Genomic DNA, 23,765 nt, shown 5'->3' with positions numbered 1-23,765 from the left:
ATGCGCTCGCCGGCGTCGAGGCGGAAGAAATCGCGCGCGACCCGTGTGTGGCGCGCCAGGGCGTCGTGGGTGATGCCAACGCCCTTCGGCTTGCCGGTCGAGCCGGAGGTATACATCACGTAGGCCAACTGCTGGCGATGCACCGTCACGGCGGGATTGTGCGATGGCTGGCCGCCGCAGTCGGGCAGCGTCTCAAGCAGCAGCGCGACGCCGGCATCGTCGGCCATGTAGGCAAGGCGCTCCTGCGGATAGTTGGGGTCGAGCGGGACATAGGCCGCGCCGGCCTTGAGCGTGGCGAGGATGGCGATGACCATGTCCGGGGCGCGTTCCATGCGGATGCCGACGCGCGCGTCGGCACCGGCGCCCGCGCCGATCAGGTGGTGCGCGAGACGGTTCGCCCGCGCATTGAGCTCGGCGTAGCTGAACGCCGTTTCGTCGAATACCAGCGCAATCGCGTCCGGCGTGGCGGCGGCCTGCAATTCGAATGCGCGGTGCACGGGCGGCAGCGCATCCGGAACGGCGTCGGCAAGAGCCCAGTCGCGGGTGACCTGGCGATACTCCTCGTCACCGAGAATCGGCAGCTCGCTGATGCGCGCCTGCGGCGTGGCGGCAATCGCACGCAGCAGGTTGGTGTAGTAACCGGCGAAGCGGCTGGCGGTGGCTGCGTCGAACAGGTCGGTACTGTAGGTCAGGATCGCATCGAGCCGGCCATGACGCTCCACGATGTCGAGCGACAGGTCGAACTGGGCAGCGCCGCTGTCCTGCGACAGCGGCTGCACGCGCACGTTCCCCATCAGCGCGTGAGCGCCGGTCGCCGACGCCTGCACATTGAACATTACCTGGAACAGCGGCGAGTGGGCCAGGTTGCGCTGCGGCTGAAGCGCTTCCACCAACTGCTCGAACGGCAGGTCCGGGTTCGCCTGCGCACCCAGTGCGCATTGCTTGACGCGCGCCAGCGATTCGGCAAAGGTCATGCGGCCGTCCACCTGCACGCGCATTACCTGGGTATTGACGAAGAAGCCGATCACGCCTTCCGTTTCGACGCGATTGCGGTTGGCGGTCGGCACACCGATCCGGATATCTTTTTGACCGGACAGGCGGTGCAGCAGGACGCCGAAGGCTGTCAGCGTCGTCATGAACAGAGTCGCACCTTGCTCGCGCGAGCGCTGGCGCAGGCCGTCGGCCAGCGTGTCGTCCAGCGCGAAGCGGATTCGGCCCCCGCGCCCGCTTTGCACCGGCGGCCGGGCGCGGTCGGCCGGCAGTTCCAGCACCGGATGCTCGTCGCCAAGCTGCGTTTTCCAGTAATCGAGTTGGGTCGCCAGCAGATCGGCGGTCAGCCATTCCTGCTGCCACAGCGCGTAATCGGCATACTGGATGGGCAAGGCATCGCGCCCGGCGCCCTCGCCGGCGTAGTTGGCGGCAAGCTCCTTCATCAGCAGCGTCATCGACCAGCCATCCGCGACGATGTGATGGATGGTCAGGGCCAAGATATGCTCGCTGTCCGCCAGTTTGAACAGGGTGGCGCGCAGCAAGGGGCCGGCGCGCAGGTCGAATGGCTTGGCCGCTTCGGCTTGCAGCAGGCCTGGCGCATCATCGGCCGTCGTGTCGATCACGGACAGCCTGACGTCGACGGCCGGGAGAACGACCTGCCCCGCCCTGCCATCGACATCGCGAAACACGGTGCGCAGCGCCTCGTGGCGGCTGGTCACCGCGCACAACGCGGCCTCCAGCGCCACAACATCGAGCGGACCATCGAGCCTGAGGGCGGCCGGAATATTGTAGGCTGCGCTGTCCGGCTCCAGCTGATCCATGAACCACAGGCGTTGCTGTGCGAACGACAGCGCAACGTGGGCCGGACGCTCCGCCAGCGGCACGATCGGCAGGCTGGCGCCATCGACGCCGCTCTCGCGCAGGCGCTGCCTGAACAAGGCGCGCTTGTCGGGCACCAGGCCGGCGAGACGGCGCGCGATGACCAGCATATCGTGTTTACTATTTTGTTCCATGACTATTCCAATTCATTGAGCAGGTCCGCCATCAGCGACACGTCGCCGGCTTGGCCCTGCATTTCACGCCTGAGCGCAGGCGCCAGTTCCGCAATCGTCGCTTTCTGGAAGATCGTCGCCAGCGCGATTTTTTTGCCGAATACGAGCGAGGCCCGCGACGCGACCTGCATCGCCAGCAGCGAATGGCCGCCGAGGGCGAAGAAATTATCGTGAATGCCCACTTGCCCGACGCCGAGCAGGTCGCTCCAGATGCGCGCCAGCGCCGTTTCGGTGTCATTGCGTGGGGCGGCATACGACTGTGCTGCGGCGCCGTACTCCGGCGCAGGCAGGGCGTTGCGGTCAAGTTTTCCGTTCGGCGTCAACGGCCAGCTCTCGACCCGCACGAACGCCACCGGCACCATGTAGTCGGCCAGATCCAGCGACAGGCGCACCCGCAGCTGGTCGGCCGCAAGGTGCTCGCCCAGGTAGTAGGCCACCAGGCGCTTGTCGCCTGGACGGTCTTCGCGCGCGATCACGACCGCATCCCGCACGCCCTGGCAGGCGGCCAGCCTGGCTTCGATTTCGCCCAGCTCGATCCGGAAACCGCGAATCTTGACCTGGAAGTCGTTTCGCCCCAGGTATTCAATGTCGCCGTTCGCGCGCCACCGTCCCAGGTCTCCCGTCTTGTACAGGCGCGCCTGCGGATCGTCACTGAACGGATCGGCGATGAAGCGTTCGCGCGTCAAATCCGGGCGATTCAGGTAGCCGCGCGCCACGCCGGCGCCGCCGACATACAATTCGCCAGTCACGCCGACCGGGACCGGCCGCCGCTGCCCGTCGAGGATGCAGATCCGCAGGTCGGGAATCGGCCCGCCGACCATGCTGCCGTCGGCCTCGTCGATATCCTGGCGCCGCAAGCGGCGGTAGGTTGCGTGCACGGTGATCTCGGTGATGCCGTACATATTGGTCAGCTGGGTGCGATCCGGATCGTTGCGCTCGATCCAGGGCTTGAGCGTGTGCAGTTCAAGCGCCTCGCCGCCGAAAATGACGTGGCGAAGCGCATGCCTGTCGTCGCTGTGCGCCTGCGCCACGGCCAGCGCACGAAATGCGCTCGGGGTCTGGTTCAGGATGGTGACCCGTTCGCGGCACAGCAGTGCGTGGAACTCGTCAGCCGAGCGCGCGCAGGCTGCCGGCACCACCACCAGCTTGCCGCCGTAGGCAAGCGCACCCCAGATCTCCCACACCGAAAAATCGAATGCGAAGGAATGGAACAGCGTCCAGACATCGCTCGCGCCGAACCCGAACCAGGCGTCGGTGGCCAAGAACAGCCGCGTGACGTTGCGGTGTTCGACCATCACCCCTTTCGGCTTGCCGGTCGAGCCGGAGGTGTAGATGACGTAGGCCAGGTGCTCCGGCCGCAGCCCCACTGCCGCAGGGTCGGGATTGGACGCGGGCTGCCCGGCCAGCGCCGCGGCGTCGTCGTCGACGTACAGCAGCGGTACGCCGGCGGCAGGCAGGCCGGCGCCAAGTGCGCAAGCGGTGATGATCGCCATCGGAGCGCTGTCGTCCAGCATGTAGGCCAGCCGGTCCGCCGGGTAGGCCGGATCGAGCGGCACATAGCCGGCCCCCGACTTCAGCACGCCAATGATCGCCACGACCAGGTCAAGGCCGCGTTCGAGGCAAATGGCGACTCGTGCATCGGCCACCGCACCCAGTTCGATCAGCCGGTGCGCCACCCGGTTCGCGGCCAGATTGAGTTCGCGATACGACATCGCCTGGTCGCCATGCACGAGCGCGACCGCATCCGGCGTTGCCGCGGCCTGGCGCGCGAACCTGTCGTGCACCGCACCGCCGTACGGATAGTCGGCGACGTCCTTGTTCCAGTTCCGGGTCAGGCTGCGCCATTCGGCATCGTCGAGCAAAGGCAGGTCGCCGATGACACGGTTGTCCTGGTCCACCAGGCCTTCCAGTACCCGCAGCAAATGGCCTTGCATGCGCGTGACCGTCGCGTCGTCGAAATGGGCGCGGTCGTGGACGAAGTCGATCCGCAAGCGCTCGCCCGGGACCACCGTCAGCGATAGCGGGTAGCTGGTCAGGTTGTGGGCATGGACGTTTTCAATGGCCAGCCGCGCCTGGCGATGACGCGCGGCCGCGTCGACCGGGTAGTTTTCAAAGACGAACAAGGTGTCGAACAAGGCAGTGCCGCCGCCGCTGCTCCAGCGCTGGATATCCGCCAGCGCCGTGCTCTCATGCTGGCGCAGGGCCGCGTTCGCGCCTTGCAGTTGGCGCAGCCAGGCGCCGATTTCCTGTCCCGGATCGAGCCGCTGGAACATCGGCAGCGTGTTGATGAATAGTCCGAGCATGGCCTCGATGCCCGCCACGTCAGCCGAGCGGCCGGATACGGTGACGCCGAATACGACGTCATCGCGCCCGCTATAGCGCGACAAGAGCAGCGCCCATGCCGCCTGCAGCACGGTATTGAGCGTCACCTGCCCGCCCTGTGCAATGCCTTGAAGGGCGCCGCTCAGCGCGGCCGGCAGGTGCAGCACCTTCTCGCCATGCCCTTGCGGCGCGCCGGATGGCCGCGCCACCGCATCGGCCAGCCGCAGGGGAGCGGACAGGCGGTCCAGCGTGTCGCGCCAAAAGCGCTCCGCCACGTCGTGCGGCTGGCGGCCGATCCATTCGACATAGTCGCGGTAGCGCGCTGGCTGCGCCGTTGGCGCTCCCTGCGCGCCATCGAAATAGCGCGCCAGGATTTCGCCGATCAGACGCGCCGAGCTCCAGCCGTCCAGCAGCAAGTGATGTTTGGTCCAGACGAATTCGGTGGCGCCGTCGTGCCGCGCGATCAGGGCCACGCGGATCAACGGCGCCCGGGCCAGGTCGAAGCCGCACGCACGTTCCTGGTCGAGGAAGTGCGCCAGCCGCGCCTCGTGTTCGGCCGCGTTGAGATCGCGCCAGTCATGCACGGCGAATGGCAGCACGGCGTCGCGCCACACGATCTGGATGGTCTGTCCCGCGCGTTCGGTCAAAAAGCCCGTACGCAGGATCGCATGCTCGCCCACTGCCGCGATCCAGGCCGCCTGGAAGGCATCGACGTCGAGCGCACCTGTCAGGGTGCCGCGCAGCTGATTGACATAGATATCCTGCTGCGGCGCGTACAGGCTGTGGAACAGCATCCCCTGCTGCATGGGCGCCAGCGGATACATGTCCTCGATGGCCGCCACGGGCAAGTGGTCGATTTCGCCCTGCGTCAAGCCGGCGAGCGGGAAATCGGACGGGGTGGCACCGCCTTGCGCGGTCACGCAATGCGCGACCAGGGCGCGCAGCCTTGCCAGGTAATCCACGGCCAGCCTGTCGATCACGCCGCCGTCCACCACATCGGGACTGTAGTTCCAGCTCACGGCCAGGATGCCATCGCTGACCTGCGCCACCACGTCGAGGGCGTGGCTGCGCCGGTTGCCGGCGGCGCGGTTGACACCCGTGCCCTCAGTCGCGAGGCGAAAGCCGTGCGCGCCCTGCTGCGCGCCGAACTGGCCCAGGTAGTTGAAGCACACTTGCGGCCGTGGCAACGCCTCGATCGCGGCGCGTGCCGCAGCATCGCCCCCATGTTTGAGCAAGCCGAAGCCGATGCCCTTGTCCGGAATGGCGCGCAGCTGCTCCTTGACCGACTTGATCGCGTCCGCCGGCTCGCGCGCGGCATCCAGGCAGACCGGAAAGCGGCTGGTGAACCAGCCGACAGTGCGGCTCAGGTCAAGGTCGTCGAACAGGTCTTCACGGCCATGGCCTTCCAGTTCGATCAGGGCATGCGCGCTGCCGCTCCATTCCTGCAGCGTCTGCGCCAGCGCGGTGAGCAGCAAATCATTGATCTGGGTGCGATAGGCGCCCGGCGCCACTTGCAGGAGCTGGCGCGTTGCCTCCGCGTCGAGCGCAAGCTCCACGCGGCGCGCATCACCGGCGCGGCGCTCGCCATCGGCATTCCAGGCCGGCAGCGGCATTGGCCGAAGGGCCGATTGCCAGTAACTGAGCTGCGCTACGGGTGCGTGGCTGCGCAACCTGCCCGCCCAGTCGCGCCAGGAAGTCGGGCTGGCCGGCAAAACGGGCACCTGCCCCGCGCAAGCCTGGGTGTAGGCGGTCTGCAGGTCTTCCAGCAAAATGCGCCACGAGACGCCATCGACGGCCAGGTGGTGCACCGCGATCAGCAGGCGTTCGCCGCCGCTGTCGATGCGCAGGAGCGCGGCCGCCAGCAAGGGACCGTGCGCGATATTCAGGCCGGCCTGCACGCGCGAACAGGCGTCAGCGATGTCGGCTCCGGTGCGCATTGCGATGGTTTGCAGCAGCGTGTCCGGCACCTGCGGGTCATGCCACTGGCGCACCTCAACGCCGTTCTTGACGAAGCGCAGGCGCAAGGCATCGTGATGGCGCACCAGCGCGCGCAGCGCGGCGTCGAGACATGCCGCATCCAGCGCTTCCGGCGCGGCGAGCAGCACCGACTGATTCCAGTGATCCGGTGCGGCCAACCGCTGCTCGAAGAACCATGCCTGGATCGGCGTCAGCGGCACATCCCCGCCCGGCGCGGGCGGCGCCGCCTTCGCCTTGGCAAGCAGCGGCACCGCCACCTGGGCGATGGCGGCAATGGTCGGCTTGTCGAACATCTGTTTCGGGGTCAGCTTCAATCCCTTGGCGCGCGCCTTGGCGATCACTTGCAGCGACAGGATGGAATCGCCACCGAGCGCGAAGAAGCTGTCGAAAACACCCACCTCGTCGAGCTTCAAGACATCGCGCCAGACCATGGCCAGCACGGCTTCCACATCGTTGCGCGGCGCCACCCGGCCGGCACTGGCGGTGGCTGGGGTTTCCGGCGCCGGCAAGGCGCGCCGATCGAGCTTGCCGTTGGCGGTCAACGGCCACGCGTCGAGGCGCACCAGCGCGGACGGCACCATGTAGTCCGGCAGGCGCGCCGCCAGCCGCTCTTTCAGCAGGGCGAGGTCGCAATCCGGCGCCGCCAGAATATAGCCGACCAGGCGCGCCACGTCGCCGGACTTGGCCAGTACCACCACGGCGTCGGTAATGCCGGGTTCCGAGGTCAGCTGCGCGGCGATCTCTCCCGGCTCCACGCGGTAGCCGCGGATCTTGACCTGGTTGTCGGCGCGGTCCATATACTCAACGTTGCCGTCCTCCAGAACGCGGGCGATGTCCCCGGTGCGGTAGAGGCGCGAGCCGTCGCCGAAGGGATTGGGGATGAAGCGCTCCGCCGTCAGGTCCGGGCGCTCAAGGTAGCCGCGCGCCAGCTGCGCGCCCGCCACGTAGATTTCGCCCGGCACGCCGGCCGGTACCGGGTGCAGGTGCGCATCGAGCACGTACACCTGGTTGTTGGCCAGGGGACGGCCAAGGGGCAGGATGCGGCTGTCCGGGCGCGCCGCATCATGAGCGAAGGTCAGCACGCCGACCGTGGTTTCGGTCGGCCCGTAATGGTTCAGCAAACGGCAGCCGGGTGCCAGCATCCGCAACCGTTCGACCAGTTGCCAGCTGCTTGCCTCGCCGCCCAGCACCAGGCAGCGGCGCGGCAGCACCTGCGCCGGATCGGCGGCCTGCAACAAGCCTGCCAGGTGGCTCGGAACGATCTTGAGCGCGTCGATGCGGTGCAGCGCCATGTATTCGGCAAAGCGGTCCGGATCGAAGGCACGCTCCTCGGAAATCACGTGCAGGCATGCGCCGCTGGCCAGCGCCCCGAACAGGACGGTATGCCCCAGGTCCGCAGCCACCGTCGATACCCAGGCCATGCTGGCGATATCGTCTTCGCCGAGACGGGCACGCACGGCCGCGACGTAGTTCGACAGGGCGCCGTGCGTAACGACGACACCCTTGGGTCGTCCGGTCGAACCGGATGTGTAAATAATATAGGCCGCGTTCGACGCGATGCATTGCTGCGGCAGCGGCGTCGCGGCGCAGGCGGTGGCATCGAACGAGGCGTCGATCGTCAGCACGGCACGCGAATCGGCGCGCTGGAAAGCCAGGCGCTCGGCGGGCATCCTGGGGTCGAGTGGCACGGCCACGCCGCCCGCTTTCAGGATCCCTAACAGTGCCACCACCATATCGAGCGAGCGTGGCAGGCAAACGGCAACCCGCACTTCCGGCGCAACGCCGTGCGCGGCCAGGTAGTTGGCCACGCGGCTGGACCGCTGGTCAAGTTCGCGCCAGCTCAGTTGCTGGTCTTCGTAGCGCAGGGCCGGCGCATCCGGCTTGTCGTGCGCGTGATCGGCGATGTGCGCGGCGATGGTGCGGAAAGCGACATCGGTCCGCTCGCCGGCAGCCTGCGCGACGATGCGGCCGCGCTCGGCCTCGCCGCACAGGGTCAGCGACGCCAGGGTCGCATCGGGCCGCAGGCGCAGGGCGGTAAGCACGGCGCCCAACTGGCGCAGCAAGCCCGCGACGACGGGATGGGCAAAGCGGCGGCCATCGTAGGCCAGCAGCAGTTCCATTTCCGCCCCATCCTTGACTATCAGGCTCAATGCGTAGTTGTTGCGGCCGCCCGTGAGGCGCACGCCATCGGCGCCGGCGCTCTGCTGGCCGCGCCGTACATGGCGCATGCGGATCGCCGCGCGCCCCTCCGTCAACGATGCGTCGATCGGATAATTTTCAAAAACGACGATGCTGTCGAACTGCGCCGGCACCTCGCCCGGGGGCAGATAGTCGAACTGGCGCTGCGCAACCGCTTGCTGCTGCAATCCACGCAGCCACTGCGCCACCGGCAGCGCCCCCGGCATGGAGACCCGCAGCGGCTGGGTATTGATGAACAGGCCCGCCATTTCCTCGACGCCGGCCAGATCGGCCGGACGGCCGGACACGGTGCAGCCGAACGTCACTTCATCGTTGCGCGCGTGGCGTCCGAGCAGCACGGCCCATGCGCCCTGCACGACGGTGTTCAGGGTAAGCTGCTGCGCCGCGGCGAAGGCGCGCAGCGCCGCCGTTTCACCCACGGCGAGATGCAGCACTTGTTCCGCATGGCCGTCGCTTGCACTGCCGCCCGACACCGGCAGCGGCGTCGGCTCCGCGCCACCGGCCAGCGCGCCGCGCCAGTAGCTGCGCGCCGCTTCCATGTCCTGGCCTTGCAGCCACTGGAGATAGTCGCGGTAGGGACGCGCGGACGCCAGCTGCGGCGCCGCGCCGCCGGCCGCGCAGCGATAGGCCGCCAGCACGTCGCGCAGGATCAGCGCCAGGCTCCAGCCGTCGAGCGTGATGTGGTGATAACTCCAGACCAGGCACTGGCGCCGCTCGGACAGCCGTACCAGCCGCAGGCGGTTGTCGGCCGCGCGCCGGAAGTCGAATCCCTGTTCCCGCTCCTGCGCCAGCAGTGCCGCCAGCTCGCGATCCTGCCCGGCCTCGCTGTGCTCGCGCAGGTCGAGCGTTTCGCAGTGCGCGGCGCCGGCCCGATACACAATCTGCACCGGCCGCGCGATTTCTTCCCAGCGGTAGTCGGTGCGCAGCACGGGGTACTTGGCCACCACCGCCTGCCACGCCTGCCCGAACGCAGCGATATCGAGTTCGCCCTCGATGTCGAAGGTGGACTGATAAAAGTACGGATCGGCCGTGCCCTCTTGCAGCGCGTGCGCGAGCATGCCTTGCTGAAGGGGCGAGAGATAGCTGATCGCCTCGATATTTTGCTTGTTGCGGAAGTTGCTCATTACAGGATCTCCTCCAGGAAGCGGTCAAGGTCATCCTGTCCAATATCAATATCCGGAAAGTCGGACGGTGTCACATCGCCTTCGGCCACCAGGCAATGGTCGATCAGTGCTTCGAGCGCGTCGCGGTAGGCGTTGGCCAGGCCCTCGATCTGCTCCCGCGTGTGGATGTCCGGGCTGTAGGTCCAGCTCAGGGACAGTGCATGGTTCGCGACCTGTCCATTGACCGTCAGCCAGTGGCTACGCCGCGCCAGCGGGCTGAAAGACTCGCCCGCCCCTTCCGGCGCCAGGGCAAACAGGCCGCCGAAACTGGTGTCGAGCTGGCCGAGGTAGTTGAAGCAGACCTGCGGCTGTGGCAGCGCGCGCACGGCCCGATGCCCGCTTGCATCGAGGACGCCCCAGCCGATTCCCTTGTTCGGAACAGCGCGCAAGCTTTCCTTGACGGCCTTGATGGCCGCGCCGGGATCGGCGTGCGCGGCCAGGCTGACCGGGAAGCGCGAAGTGAACCAGCCGACGCTGCGCGACAGGTCGATGCCATCGAACAGATCCTCGCGGCCATGCCCTTCGACCTCGATCGAGGCCTGCGCACTGCCGCTCCAGCCGCACAGCGCCTGTGCCAGCGCGGCGAGCAGCAGGTCGTTGACCTGGGTGCGGTAGGCGGCCGGCGCCTGTTGCAGCAGCTGGCGCGTGCGCCCGGCGCTTAGTGCGATCTCCACGCGCCGCGCTTGGCCCGCCAGATTGGCGCCCTGTGGATTGGCGGCCGGCAGCGCCATCGGCCGGACGGCAGTGGCCCAGTAGGCCAGTTCGTTCTCGGACGCGTAAGCGCGCACCTGCCCGGCCCACGCCTGATAAGAACTGGTCTTGGCAGGCAGCTTTACCGGCACCCCGGCGTCGAGCTGCCCGTAGGCGCTTTGCAGGTCGTCCAGCAGCACGCGCCATGACACGCCATCGACCACGAGGTGATGAATTGCCAGCAGCAGGCGCTCCTCGCCGTCACTGAGGCGCAGGTGCGCCACGGCCAGCAGCGGACCGCGTGCCAGGTCCAGGCTGCCCTGGATCCGGGTGCAGACCCGGTCCAGCTCCGACGCGGGCACATCGCGCGAGTGCAGCGCGAAGTGCGGCCCCTGGGCGGCGTACGACTGCCGCCAGGCGCCGCCGGCATCGCGCGCGAAACGCAGGCGCAGGCTGTCATGCTGTTCGACCAGTGCATGGAGGGCCGCCTCCAGGCGCGCCACGTCGAGCGCTTGCCGCGCTTGCAGCAACACGGCCTGGTTCCAGTGGTGGGGCTGCGCCTGTTCCTGGCCGAAGAACCAGGCCTGGATCGGCGTCAGCGGCACCTCGCCGCTGGCAGCACCTTGCGCAATGCGCGCACCGGCCTGGCCGGCGACGAGGGCCAGCATGGCCACGGTCTGGTACTGGAACAAGTCCTTCGGCGTGACCGACAGGCCGGCCTGGCGCGCGCGGCTCACCATTTGCAGCGCCAGGATGGAGTCGCCGCCGAGCGCGAAGAAGTTGTCGTGGATGCCGACCTGCCCGACGCCCAGCACATCGCTCCAGGCTTGCGCCAGGAGCGCTTCGGTCTCGTTCGACGGCGCCACGAACTGCCCCGCCGCCGCGCCGTATTCGGGCGCCGGCAAGGCCTTGCGGTCGAGCTTTCCGTTCGCGCTGAGCGGCATCGCGTCCAGCAGCACGAAGGCGGCCGGCACCATCGCCTCGGGCAAGGCTTGCCGCAGGTGGCTGCGCAATTGGTCGTCCGTCACCGCCGCGCTGGCGACCGCATAGGCAACCAGGCGTTTGTCGCCCGCTTTTTCTTCGCGCGCCACCACCACCGCCTCGCCGATGGCCGGATGCGCCAGCAGCCTTGCTTCGATTTCGCCCAGCTCGATGCGCACGCCACGGATCTTGACCTGATGGTCGGTGCGGCCAAGGTAGTCGAGCGCGCCATCGGCACGCCAGCGCGCCAGGTCGCCGCTGCGGTACAGGCGCGCGCCCGGCCGGCCGAATGGGTCGGGCAGGAAGCGTTCGGCCGTCAGCGCCGCGCGCCGGTGATAGCCGCGCGCCAGCTGCACGCCGCCGATGTACAGTTCACCAACCACGCCAACCGGTACCGGATTGAAGCCGGCATCGAGCACATACATCCGGGTATTGGCGATCGGCCGTCCGATCGGCACGCCAGCGCCCGCATCGGCGGCGCTGCACGTCCACGCCGTCACGTCGATCGACGCTTCGGTCGGTCCGTACAGGTTGTAGAGCGTGGCCTCACTCTGCCGCAAGAAGCGCGACAGCAGTTCGGCGGGCAAGGCTTCGCCACTGGCCAGCACGCGCGTCAGCGAGGTGCATTGCGGCAGCGCGCCATGGTCGACAAACGCCTGCAGCATCGAGGGAACGAAGTGCATGGTCGTGATGCCGTGCCGGACCACCAGTGCGGCCAGTGCAGCCGGGTCCTTGTGCGCGCCAGGGCCGGCCATGACGAGCGTGGCGCCGCTGATCAGCGGCCAGAAAAATTCCCAGACCGAGACATCGAAGCCGAACGGCGTCTTTTGCAGGACGCGGTCGCGCGCATCGAGGCGGTATGCTTCCTGCATCCATGCCAGGCGGTTGTTCAGGCCCGCGTGCGGCACGCCGGCGCCCTTGGGCTGCCCGGTCGAACCGGAGGTGTAGATGGTGTAGGCCAGCTGCTGCGGGTGAACCTCGACATGCGGCGCGTCGGCCGGCCAGGCGGCATCGCCATCCAGGTCCAGCGGCAGCACCCGGGCGCGGGTCGCCAGGGCCAGGTGCGCCCACAGCGGCGCTTGGGTGAGCAGCACGTCAAGGCCGGCGTCGTCGATCATGTAGGACAGCCGTTCGGGCGGATGGTCCGGGTCAAGCGGAAGGTAGGCGGCGCCGGCTTTCAGAATGGCGAGCAGGCCGACCACCATCTCCAGCGACCGTTCGGCGCAGACGCCAACCAGGCTGTCGCGCCCCACGCCGGCGGCGGCCAGGCGGTGCGCCAGGCGGTTGGCGGCCATATCGAGTTCGCGGTAAGACAACGAACGCTCTCGGAACACCAGCGCCGGCGCATCGGGCGTTGCCACAGCCTGGCTGGCGAACAGTTGGTGCACCGGTTTGGCTTGCGGGTACGCCCGGTCGGTATCGTTCCAGCCCTGCGTGACCAGGTGACGCTCGGATGGCGCCAGCATCGGCGCGTCGCCGAGGGCCAGTTGCGGCTGGCCGGCAAAGGCTTCCAGCAAGGCGAGATAGCAGGCGCCCATGCGCTCGATGGTCGCGGCGTCAAACAGGTCGGTCCGGTAAGTGATCGCGCCTTCGAGCGCGGCGCCAGCTTCCTTGATGTCGACCGACAGGTCGAACTGCGCCGTGCCGTTCTCGCGCGCCTGCATCTCCAGCTTCAGGCCGGGAATCTGGTCCAGCGCGCTGAAGTCCGGCCGCTGCACGTTGAACATCACCTGGAATAGCGGGGAGCGCGACAGGTCCCGCTCGGGTTGCAGGGCTTCGACCAGCTGCTCGAACGGCAATTCCTGGTGCGCTTGCGCACCCAGCGCGGCTTCCCGCACTTCGGCCAGGAGCACGGCGAACGGCTTGCGCCCGTCGACCATCGCGCGCATCACCTGGGTATTGACGAAAAAGCCGATCAAGCCTTCCAGTTCGACCCGGCCACGGCTGGCGATCGGCACGCCGACCCGAATGTCATGCTGGCCGGTCAGGCGGAACAGCAGCGCGTCGAAGGCCGCTTTCATGGTCATGAACAGGGTCGCGTTCTGGTCGCGCGCCAGCTTGCGCAAGGCGGCGGCGAGCGCCGCGCCCACCACGAAGCGATGCCTGGCGCCGTCCGGGCGCGCCACGGCGGGACGGGGACGGTCGGCCGGCAGTTCGAGCACCGGCTGTTCGCCGCCCAGTTGCGATTTCCAATAGCGCAGTTCGCGTTCGGGCGCTTCGCTGCCCACGGTGGTGCGCTGCCAGGCGGCGAAGTCCGCGTACTGGAGCGGCAGTGCCGGCAATGGGTCCTGGCCACCCGCACGCAAGGCGACATACAGGGCCGAGAACTCGCGCACCAGGATATTGAGCGACCAGCCGTCGGAAACGATGTGGTGCAGCGACATGAGCAGAACGTGCTCTTCCCCGGCCAGCTTGAGCAGGGACAGGCGCAGCAACGGACCGCTGGACAGGTCGAAGGGCTGCGCGGCGTCCTCGCGCGCGCGGCGCTGCACCTGTGCCAGTTGGGCATCGACGGACAAGCCGCGCAGGTCGACCAGCGGCATGGCGACATCCGCATCGGCGCCGATCACCTGCGACGCGATGCCGTCGATTTCCTTGAACGTGGTGCGCAGGATTTCATGACGCGCAACCAGCGCCGCGAATGCGCGTTGCAGCGCCCCGGCATCGAGCGCGCCGGAAAAGCGCAGCAGCGCCGGTACGTTGTAAGCCGCGCTGTCGGGCTCCATGCGGTGCAGGAACCACAGCCGCTGCTGGGAAAACGAGAGCGGCAGCATGCCGTCGCGGGGAGCGCGTGGCAATGGCGCGGCCACTGGCGCCCTGGCGGTGCGCGTCGCGGCGCCCTGATCGAGCAGTTGCGCCAGGCCCGCGATAGTCTGCTGTTCGAACACCTGCTTGGGCAGCAGCTTCAAGCCTTGACGGCGCGCGCGGGCGATGATTTGCAGCGACAGAATCGAGTCCCCGCCGAGTGCGAAGAAATTGTCGTGCGCGCCGACGCGCTCAAGCTTGAGCACTTCTTCCCAGATGGCGGCCAGAATCCGCTCGGTATCGCTGGATGGCGCGACAAAGACGGCTTGCCGCACCGTGTCCGCCTGCGGCAATGCGCTGCGATCGAGCTTGCCGTTGGCCGTCAGCGGCAGCTGCGCCAGCCGCACCAGCAGCGCGGGCACCATGTAATCCGGCAGCCTGCGTGCCAGGTCCTGGCGCAGCGCGTCCAGATCATGGGCGGCCGGCACCACGACATAGGCGACCAGTCGGGCCGCTTCGGCGCTCGTATCGAGCACCACGGCGGCATCGGCGACGCCCGCTTCGGCTTTCAGCTGCGCCGCGATCTCGCCGGGTTCGACGCGGTAGCCGCGGATTTTCACCTGGTCGTCGCGGCGGCCGATGTAGACCAGGTTCCCGTCCGCCAGGAGGCGTGCGGCGTCGCCGCTGCGGTACATGCGCGCGCCGGGCTCGCCGAAGGGATCGGGCACGAAGCGCTCGGCCGTCAGGTCGGGCCGGCCAAGGTAGCCGCGCGCCAGCTGCGCGCCGCCGATATGGAGTTCGCCCACCACGCCGGCCGGCGCCGGATTGAGCGCCTCGTCAAGCACGTACACACGGTTGTTCGCGAGCGGACCGCCCAAGGGCAGACTGTGTCCCCCGGCGCGGCTGGCCGGATCGTGCGGGTGGACCAGCACCCCGACCGTCGTTTCGGTTGGTCCGTAATGGTTGATGATGCGGCAGCCCGGCGCCAGGCGCTCGATCTTGTCGATTAGCGACCAGCTGCTCGCTTCGCCGCCGAGCAGCAGGCAGTGGCGCGGCAGCACCTGTTCGGGAGCGGCTGCCTGCAACAGGCCGGCCAGGTGGCTCGGCACGATCTTGAGGGCGTCGATCCGGTTGGCCGCCATGTACTCGCCAAAGCGATCGGGGTCGAACGCGCATTCTTCGCCCATCAGGTGCAGTGCGCAGCCATTGGCCAGCGCACCGAACAGCACGGTGTGCCCAAGGTCGGCCGCAACCGTCGAGACGAAGGCCATGCGCTCGATGCCGTCGAGCGGCATGCGGGCCGATACAGCGGCCACATAATTGGCGAAGCCGCCGTGTTGCACCACCACGCCCTTGGGCTGCCCGGTGGAGCCGGAGGTGTAGATCACATAGGCGGCATGCTGCGCCATCAGCGCCACCGGCACGGCGGCGTCGCCATGCGCGGCCAAGGGCGCGCCGTCGAACAAGGCCGCGTCGATCACGAGCACGGCGCCGCTGTCGGCGACCTGGAACGCGCGGCGCTCGGCCGGCCACGCCGGATCGAGCGGCACGTAGGCCGCGCCGGCTTTCAGGATGCCGAGGATGGCGACCACTAGGTCGATGCCGCGCGGCAGGCAGACGGCCACCCTGCTCTCCTGGCCCACGCCCTGGGCGGCCAGGTAGCGCGCCATCCGGTTGGCGCGGGCATCGAGTTCGGCGTAGCTGAGGATGTGGCCATCGCACACCAGCGCGGGGGCGTCGGGCCGGCGCACTGCCTGGGCGGCGACCAGCTCCTGCACCGGCTGGAATGGCGTGGCGTCGAGCGGGCCTTGCGCCAGTTCGCGCAGGCGCAGGCACGCGGCGTCGTCGAGCAGCGGCAGGTGCGCGACTGGCGTTTGCGGCGCGTCGGCCAGCGCGGCGAGCAGGATTGTCCAATGCTGCGCCCAGCGTGCGATGGTCGACGCGTCGAACAGGTCCGTCGCATAATTGAACACGCACGCCAGCTCGCCGTCGATCTCCGTCACATCCAGCGCGAGGTCGAAGCGCGCCTGGCGTTCATCGACCGTGTCCACCGTGACCTCCAGGCCGGAGAGCGCGGTCAGGTCGGTCCAGCGCTGCTGCATCGCGAATTTTTCCTGGCACAAGGGCAAATGGCTCAGGCTTCGCTGCGGCTGCAACGCTTCCACCAGCTGCTCGAAGGGCAGGTCCTGGTGCGCCTGCGCGCCCAGGGCCGCCTCGCGCACGCTGCGCAGCAGGGTCGCAAAGCTGTGGCGGCCGTCGACCACCGCGCGCATCACCTGGGTATTGACGAAAAAGCCGATCAAGCCTTCCAGCTCGACCCGGTTGCGCCCCGCGACCGGCACGCCGACACGGATGTCGGACTGGCCCGACAAGCGGTGCAGCAGCACGTCGAATGCGGCAAGCATGACCATGAACAGGGTGGCTCCGTGCTGGTGGCCGAGCTGGTGCAGCCGGGCGGTCAGCGCCGCCGGCAGGCGCAGCCGGTGCGTCGCGCCGCGATGGCTTTGCACGGCGGGGCGCGGCCGGTCGGCCGGCAATGCCAGCACGGGATGCCGGTCGCCCAGTTGCGACTTCCAGTAGGCCAGCTGGCGCTCCTGCACTTCTCCGCTGAGCCATTGACGCTGCCAGTGCGCGTAGTCGGCATATTGAATCGGCAGCGGCGCCAGGTCCGGCGCGGCGCCACGCACCTCGGCATCATAGGCGGCGGCAAACTCGCGCAGCAGGACACTCATGGACCAGCCGTCGGAGACGATATGGTGGGTCACCAGCAGCAGCGCATGCTCCTGTTCGCCCAGCCTGACCAGGCTTGCGCGCAGCAAGGGACCGGTACCGAGGTCGAACGGCTCGGCTGCGCCGCTCTCGGCCAGCGCGCGCAAGGCGGCGGCCGGCGCCAGCGCGGGGTTCAACGCGAGCACCGGCACATCGAAACCGGCGGCGGCGGCGATGACCTGCTCCGGCTGGCCCTCGTCGTCACGGAAGGTGGTGCGCAAGGCTTCATGGCGTTGCAGCAGGCACGCGAATGCGCTGCGCAGCGCGGACAGATCGAGCACGCCGCTCAGGCGCAGCGTCGCCGCGAGATTGTAGGCGGCGCTGTGCGGCGCCATCTGGTGCAGGAACCACAGGCGCTGCTGGGCGAACGAGAGCGCCAGCTTGCCCTCGCGCGCGGCCGGCAGCAGCGGCAGTTGCGCAGTCGGCGCCATGGCGCGCACGCGTTCGGCCAGCTGCGCCACGGTGGGCGCTTCGAACAGGGTACGCGCGGCCACATCCACGCCGAAGCCCTGGCGCAGGCGCGACAGCAGGCGCACGGCCAGCAGCGAATCGCCGCCAAGCTCGAAGAAATTATCATGGATGCCGGCCTGCGGCACGCCCAGCACCTCGCTCCACAAGGCCGCCAGTCGTGCCTGGAGGTCGTCGCGCGGCGCGACATGGCCGGCACCGAGCAGCCAGTCGCGGTCGCGCCGGAACTGGGCCGCCAGCGGCAGGCTGCCATCGAGCCAGCCGCTGCGGCAGGCCGCGCGCTGCAACTTGCCGCTGGACGTTTTCGGCAATTCGCCGGGTGCCAGCAACAGGATCACGCTGGCCGGTTCCTGGTGCTCGAAGGCGATGGCGCGGTGGATCGCACGGAACAGCGCCGGCGCGTCGAGCTTCTTGAGCACCGCGCGCGGCAGTTCGGCCGCAACGCCGATCCCTTCGACGCCGCCGATGTCGACCGGGAAAACGGCCACCCGGCCCTTGCGCACTTCAGGAACGGCGGCTTCGACGCTTTGCTCGACGTCCTGCGGATACACATTCTGGCCACGCAGGATGACGAGATCCTTGAGGCGGCCCGCGATATACAGCTGGCCTTCATGCCAGAAACCGAGGTCGCCGGTGCGCATCCACGCCTGCGTCTCGCCTTGCATGCGGGCGGCGTAGGTGTCGGCGGTGGCTTTGTCGTTGCGCCAGTAGCCTTCGGCGACGCTCGCGCCGCGGACCCAGATTTCGCCGATCCGGCCGTCCGCGCAGGCGCTCATCGTTCCCGGATCGACAATGGATACCTGATGACCGGTCCAGACCAGGCCGCAGGCGACCAGGGCCACGCCCTCGCCGTGCGGCACGACGTCGCCGCGGCCCAGGGCGGCCGGGTCGAAGCGCGTGGCGATCATGCCCGTGCCGCGCACGCCGCCGCTGACGAACACCGTGGCTTCGGCCAGGCCGTAGCACGGGTACAGGGCGTCGGCGCCGAATCCGCCCGGCGCGAATTTGGCGGCGAACTGGCGGAAGGTGGTGTCGCGCACCGGTTCGGCGCCGTTGAAGGCAAGGCGCCACGACGACAGGTCGAGGCCGGCCGCAGCGGCGTCGCCGATGCGTTCCAGGCACAGGCGGTAGGCGAAGTCCGGTCCGCCGCTGATGGTCGCCTTGTGTTCGGCGATGGCTTTCAGCCAGCGCAAGGGCCGCTCCAGGAAGTGGCGCGGCGACATCAGCACCAGCGTGATGCCGCTGAAGATCGGTTGCAACAGGGCGCAGATCAATCCCATGTCGTGGTACAGCGGCAGCCAGCTGACCCACTTGTCCACGCCTTCCTTGACACCGTAAGCGGCGGCAAGCGCCAGCTCGTTGCCGATCAGGTTACGGTGGCTGACCATCACGCCCTTCGGCGTGGCGGTCGAGCCGGAGGTGTATTGCAGGAAGGCGAGCGTGGCTGGCGTGATCGCGGCCGCCTGCCACTGATCCTCGTGGCACTCTTGCGCCAGCGCGTCGGTGGCCAGCATGCGCACGTCGCCGTCGGCAGGCAGCAGGCGCCGCAAGCCCGGCAGGGCCGCGCTGTCGGTCAGGACCAGGCGCGGCGCCGCGTCGTGCAGCATGGCCAGCAGGCGCTTCAGGTGCTGTGGATGGGCCAGTTCGGGCGGATAGGCCGGCACCGCAATGATGCCGGCGTACAGGCAGCCAAAGAAGGCGACCACGTAATCGGGACCGGTCGGATACAGCAGCAAGGCACGCTCGCCATGGCTGGCGTGGCGCTGCAGCCAGGCTGCCATGCGGCGCGCCCTGCGGTCCAGTTCGCCATAGCTCATGTCCAGGCCGACACTGTCGCCATCGAGCAGGAATTGAATCGCGGAGCGATCAGGATGGCGCGCGGCGCGTCCGCGCAGCAAGTCGACGAAGTGTTGCGACGAAACTTCAGGGTGGGTCATGCACTTACCTTTTGAGCAAAAGACGCCCCTCCGTCCCACTAGCGGACAGCGCGGCGATCATCGGGAATGATTGAAAATGGCTTAGCGGACTGCTGGCGGCCTCATGCGCCCTGGCCCTGGGCCATCGCCACCACGACGCGGCGCGCCCCCTTGAACGGTGCGCGTCCGTGGGCGGCCAGCATGTTGTCGAGCATGAGCACGTCGCCCTGCTGCCATGGAAAGCGCACGGTCACGCTGTCATACACGGCACGGATCTGGTCGAGGACCGTTTCCTCGATCGGCGAGCCGTCCCCGTAGTACACGTGACGCGGCAAGTCCTCTTCGTCGACGACCGCCAGCAGCGTATCGCGCACGCTCGCTTCCAGCGCCGAGACATGGAACAGGTGCGCCTGGTTGAACCAGACAGTCTCGCCGGTGCGGGGATGGGTCGCCACGGCCTGGCACAGCTGGCGCGTGCGCAGTTCGCCGTCGTCCTTCCATTCCCATTCGATGTGCTGGCTGCGGCAATAGGCTTCGACCACCGCCGGATCCCCGGTATTGAATACTTGCTGCCATGGCACGTCGAGTCCATTGCCGTAGTTGCGCACATACAGCAAACCCTTGTCGATGAAACGCTGGCGCAGCGCCGGATCGAGCAGGCGATACACCTCGCGGCTGTCGGCAATCGGCGTTTCCCCGCCCTCGGGCGCGGCGGTGTGGCAATAGAACCAGATCCGCATCGGCCACTGGCGCGTATAGGCTTGCTCGTTATGCAGGGGGATCGATTGGTGGGCCGGGTATTCGGTCGAGGTGTACACGCCCTGCTCCACCTTGCTGCGCGGGGTCGAGCCGAATTCGTAGTTGAGCAGCGGGTCGCCGAACGAGGCCGCAAAATCCTTGAATGCCGACACATCCGGCACGGCAAAACCGCGCAACAGGATGCCGCCCACGCGCTCCAGGTGCTCGGCCACCTGGGCTTGAATGTGGTCGTGGGCGCTGCCCAGGTCCATTCCCGGTGCGGGTGGCGTGAGTACCAATGGCAGGTTGATTTTTGAAAACATTGTCAAAACTCCTTCGAAGCGCGATGCTCGGCATACTGACGCAAGCTGTCCTGGATGTCAATGCAAATGAGAACAATTCGTATTTAGATTTACATCTTGGATGAGCGCGTTTATAATCCGGCAAGTTGTTCCGATGACACAATTCAATTAACGTTTGTAGAGGAGAAATCAATGAGCTGGGATAGCGAAGACACCGTTTTTCACGTGGTCGTCAATGGCGAAGAGCAGTATTCGATCTGGCCGACGCACAAGGAGATACCGGCCGGATGGACAACGGCCGGCTTCAGCGGCAAGAAGGCGGACTGCCTTGCGCACATCAACGCCACCTGGACCGACATGCGCCCGTTGAGCCTGCGCGAACACATGGCAGCCGTCTGACAATGAACGGCACCCCCTGGCTGCTGCGCCACGCCGGCAACGGACGGCGCTTTCGCCTGTTCTGCTTTTCGTACGCGGGCGGCAGTGCCGCGCCCTTCCTGGCGTGGCAGGCATCGTTGCCGCCGAGTATTGAAGTGTGCGCCGTCCAGCTGCCTGGGCACGGCGCCCGCTTCGGCGAAGCGCCGTTCCACTCGCTGGCGCAACTGGTCGACGCGCTCGCCCCCGTCATCGCGCGCGAGGCTGGCCTTCCCTTTGCGTTTTTCGGTCATAGCCTGGGTGGCTTGCTTGCCTTCGAGCTGGCCCGCCATTGCCAGCGCCAGCGGCTGGCAATGCCCGAGCATCTGTTCGTATCAGCAAGCAGCGCGCCACGCCAGCGCCGCACCAAGCGCCATTTGCACGGCCTGGACGATGAGGCACTGATCGCCGCACTCGGCGATTACAACGGCACCCCGCCCGCAATCCTGGCCGACCGCGAACTGATGGCATTGCTGCTGCCCGCGATACGCGCGGACTTTGCCATGGTCGAGACCTATGCCTACCGCGACGACGCGCCGCTCGACATCCCCATTACCGTCTTGGCCGGCACGAACGACAGCCATGTCGCCGCTCAGCACCTGCCCTGCTGGCAGAAGGAAACCAGCGATGTTTGTCAGCTGCGCTGGTTCGAGGGCGACCATTTCTTCATCCATAACCGGCAGCAGGAAGTGATCGACTGCATCCTGGACGGCCTGGCTGAACGGCAGGCCGCTTGAATGGGATCTGAATAGTGGCTAGTGGCGCGAGGCCGCGCGGCTAGCCTTTGTTCGGCCAGCACCACGGCGCGAGTACAACTGCGCCGGCATACGGCAGCAAGCAAATCATGAGCAGCCCCAGCACGCCAGCCTGGCACAGCCAGAGCAAGATGCCGAACGACGCTCCGCTGGCAATCACTGCGGCGGCCATGGAGACCAACAGCAAAGTGACTCCGGCCAGGGCCCACGCCAGGCTTTGCGCCGGCGCCTGATCCGGCAAGCCCATGCGGCAGCGCTGGGTGGCCGAGCGCGCGCACAGAACGGCCATTGCAGCCCATGCCGTGATTGCGGAAGCGAGCGAAAGTAAGGTCATCATGCGAGTACCGCCGCGATGGCGCCGGATGCGGCTGACACCGGCCGCGCGGCAAGGCGGCGCGCAGCGCAAACAGCCACCAGCGCCGACGCAAGCAACACCAAATCGGTACCGGCAACCGCCAGGCTGCCGCTCGCAAGCGCGCGCGGCAGGTGGTCGCCAGTGAGCAACCCATTCAGGATCACGGCGAGCACGGCCAGCGCAGCGCTTAGCCAGGCCAGCTCGCGCCAGGCGGTACGCAGGTCGGCCGGGGCGCAGCGGGACAATGCGCGCGTGCTGGCGTGCAGCATCGTCGCACCCCAGGCGCCGAAGAACACCCATTGCTCGCAAGCGGCGCGCGCGCCCATCCCTGCCGGCAGCAATTTGTTAGCCACCAGCATGGACAAGGTGGCCACCAGCACGCCCATCGTCCCCGCCACCGCCACCGCATTGACGACGCGATAGCTGATGCGTCCCGTCTTTTCCTGCCGTGCACGGCGCTTTTCCACCCACAGCAGCAAGCCGGTGCCGATCATCACGCACGAGATGAGCCCCATCACAAAGTACATCCAGCGCAAGCCCCAATGTGCGAACGACAGCATGTGCAAGCCTGAGAAAAAGCGCTGCACCTGGAAGCCGGGAGACAAGCGCTGCCGGGCCAGCACCTCGCCGGTCGGCCCGTCGAAGACCACGGAAACGTTATCGTTGACGACTTGATCGAGCGGCAGGCGCTGCACCTCGACCGTGGCATGTTTGTCCTGTGGATTGCGCACGATAATCCGGCGCACCTCGCCACTGCCCCAGATCGCGCGCGACTGCGCCACCATCGCATCGATGGACGCGAGCTGCCCCGGCTCCCGGGCCGGGGGACGGGAGTAATGGCGAATGCCTTCCTTGAAAATGTTTCCGCCATCGGTGGCATAGACCACGGACACCCCCAGGTCCAGATAGACAAAGAGGAAGATGATCAGGCCGGACAGGGTGATGACGAAGTGAAACGGCAGCAGCAGGATGGACGAGGCATTGTGCAGGTCCAGCGTGGCGCGCTGCATCGCCTTGCGCGGCCGGAAGGTAAAGAAATCGGCGAAGATTCTTTTGTGGATGATGACGCCCGATACCAGCAAGACCAGCATGGCAAGCGCCACCAGTGCCAGCAGCCAGGTGCCGATATCCATCCAGGGGAGATGGAAAGATGTGTGGAAAGGGTAGAAAAAGCCGCTGCCGCCTTTGGTGCCCGGGTCGGCCAGAAGCCGGTCGCGCTCGACGTCGACCAAACGTCTCTCGATGCCCTGCTCGCCGAACCAGCCGAGCGTCATCAGCGGATCGCGAGCGTTTGGATATTCCACGGACCAGGTGCGGGCGTCCGACGCGAGCTGTTGCAGGTGCGGCAATGCGGACCTGTCGAAGGACACGGCGCCCGGCGTCACCAGGCGCGAGGCCGGCATCATCCAGCGGTCGATCTCGCGGTCGAACACGGACAGCGTGCCCATGAAAAATACCAGGAACAGCAGCACCGAGAACAGCACCCCGGCCCAGGTGTGCAGGTAGTCCATCGCGTGCCGCAGCGAGGGCCGCTTATCCATGCAGGCAAATCCATCCCAGCAAGGCGAATCCCGAGGCGCTTCCCAGGCTCCATCCCGCCGCGCGCCGGGCCGAGGCCGCCGCGAACGCGAGCAAGACGGCGCCAGCCCAGACCAGGAAGGCCAGCATCCCGGCCGTCACCACGGCGTCGGCGCGTGCCATCCAGCCGGCGGCCGTGAGCGCCGCAGCAGTGCCGACCATGAAGCAATGGGCAAGCACAACACCGCCGACGACACCGATCAGTGTGCGCATCAGGGCGGATTGCCAGGTCAGGCGCGGGTGGGACACAGCGGCTCCGAAACGATAATGATTATCATTTAAATGATAGCGGGAGATTGCCAACAAGTCAACGATGCCACAGGGGCACTGGCGAACGCGCTGGCAGCGCCC

At 67.6% G+C, this 23,765-nt stretch carries 9 protein-coding genes; 2 read left to right on the top strand and 7 right to left on the bottom strand.

All coding sequences use genetic code 11. The annotated features are described in order from the left end of the window. From F2P44_RS29470 to F2P44_RS29455, 4 genes are all read right to left on the bottom strand, one after another. Nucleotides 1-2,003: condensation domain-containing protein (locus F2P44_RS29470; protein ID WP_167092786.1), on the bottom strand; the 2,003-nt coding region annotated here is incomplete at its 3' end. Nucleotides 2,004-2,005: 2 nt separating this feature from the next. Further along, a complete protein-coding gene (locus F2P44_RS29465) occupies nucleotides 2,006-9,664 on the bottom strand; it encodes a non-ribosomal peptide synthetase (RefSeq protein WP_167092783.1) in 7,659 nt (2,552 codons plus the stop codon). Beyond that, nucleotides 9,664-19,293 carry a non-ribosomal peptide synthetase gene (locus F2P44_RS29460; protein ID WP_167092780.1) on the bottom strand — a complete coding sequence of 3,210 codons (9,630 nt, stop codon included), beginning with the start codon at nucleotides 19,291-19,293 and terminating at the stop codon, nucleotides 9,664-9,666. The genes F2P44_RS29465 and F2P44_RS29460 overlap by 1 nt, the downstream gene beginning before the upstream one ends. Before the next feature lie 101 nt (nucleotides 19,294-19,394). After that, nucleotides 19,395-20,333, bottom strand: coding sequence for a TauD/TfdA family dioxygenase (locus tag F2P44_RS29455; RefSeq protein WP_167092777.1), 939 nt, complete (start codon nucleotides 20,331-20,333; stop codon nucleotides 19,395-19,397). Between the two features lie 171 nt (nucleotides 20,334-20,504). Between F2P44_RS29455 and F2P44_RS29450 the strand changes: the two genes are divergently transcribed. Both F2P44_RS29450 and F2P44_RS29445 read left to right on the top strand, forming a co-directional pair. Further along, nucleotides 20,505-20,711: an MbtH family protein gene (locus F2P44_RS29450; RefSeq protein WP_167092774.1), complete on the top strand. Its 207-nt coding sequence runs from the start codon at nucleotides 20,505-20,507 to the stop codon at nucleotides 20,709-20,711. Between the two features lie 2 nt (nucleotides 20,712-20,713). Further along, on the top strand, nucleotides 20,714-21,463 hold the full coding sequence (locus F2P44_RS29445) for a thioesterase II family protein (RefSeq protein ID WP_167092761.1): 750 nt from the start codon (nucleotides 20,714-20,716) through the stop codon (nucleotides 21,461-21,463). Nucleotides 21,464-21,503: 40 nt separating this feature from the next. Here the strand turns inward: F2P44_RS29445 and F2P44_RS29440 are convergent, their stop codons facing one another. Genes F2P44_RS29440 through F2P44_RS29430 form a run of 3 tightly spaced genes read right to left on the bottom strand, consistent with a single transcriptional unit; the run spans nucleotide 21,504 to nucleotide 23,663 of the window. After that, nucleotides 21,504-21,818 (bottom strand): DUF3325 family protein, encoded by a 315-nt coding sequence (locus tag F2P44_RS29440; protein WP_167092759.1) that lies wholly within the window; start codon nucleotides 21,816-21,818, stop codon nucleotides 21,504-21,506. Then, the gene (locus tag F2P44_RS29435; protein ID WP_167092758.1) at nucleotides 21,815-23,377 is read right to left on the bottom strand and encodes a PepSY-associated TM helix domain-containing protein; all 1,563 of its coding nucleotides are present in this window, start codon (nucleotides 23,375-23,377) and stop codon (nucleotides 21,815-21,817) included. Before F2P44_RS29435 ends, F2P44_RS29440 begins: the two co-directional genes overlap by 4 nt. Continuing rightward, on the bottom strand, nucleotides 23,370-23,663 hold the full coding sequence (locus F2P44_RS29430; RefSeq protein WP_167092756.1) for a hypothetical protein: 294 nt from the start codon (nucleotides 23,661-23,663) through the stop codon (nucleotides 23,370-23,372). Before F2P44_RS29430 ends, F2P44_RS29435 begins: the two co-directional genes overlap by 8 nt. Nucleotides 23,664-23,765: the final 102 nt, after the last annotated feature.

Origin of the sequence: Massilia frigida (assembly GCF_011682175.1) — a bacterium.
Classification (GTDB): Bacteria; Pseudomonadota; Gammaproteobacteria; order Burkholderiales; family Burkholderiaceae_D; genus Telluria_A; species Telluria_A frigida.
The sequence above is the reverse complement of the archived record's forward strand: the minus strand, read 5'-3'. Positions and strand labels throughout refer to the sequence as shown.

What these genes read in the sequence shown, in the direction of transcription:
- F2P44_RS29450 (WP_167092774.1), top strand. Translation starts at nt 20,505, where the DNA reads ATGAGCTGGGATAGCGAAGACACCGTTTTTCACGTGGTCGTCAATGGC.
- F2P44_RS29465 (WP_167092783.1), bottom strand. Translation starts at nt 9,664, where the DNA reads ATGAGCAACTTCCGCAACAAGCAAAATATCGAGGCGATCAGCTATCTC.
- F2P44_RS29435 (WP_167092758.1), bottom strand. Translation starts at nt 23,377, where the DNA reads ATGGATAAGCGGCCCTCGCTGCGGCACGCGATGGACTACCTGCACACC.
- F2P44_RS29460 (WP_167092780.1), bottom strand. Translation starts at nt 19,293, where the DNA reads ATGACCCACCCTGAAGTTTCGTCGCAACACTTCGTCGACTTGCTGCGC.
- F2P44_RS29440 (WP_167092759.1), bottom strand. Translation starts at nt 21,818, where the DNA reads ATGATGACCTTACTTTCGCTCGCTTCCGCAATCACGGCATGGGCTGCA.
- F2P44_RS29455 (WP_167092777.1), bottom strand. Translation starts at nt 20,333, where the DNA reads ATGTTTTCAAAAATCAACCTGCCATTGGTACTCACGCCACCCGCACCG.
- F2P44_RS29445 (WP_167092761.1), top strand. Translation starts at nt 20,714, where the DNA reads ATGAACGGCACCCCCTGGCTGCTGCGCCACGCCGGCAACGGACGGCGC.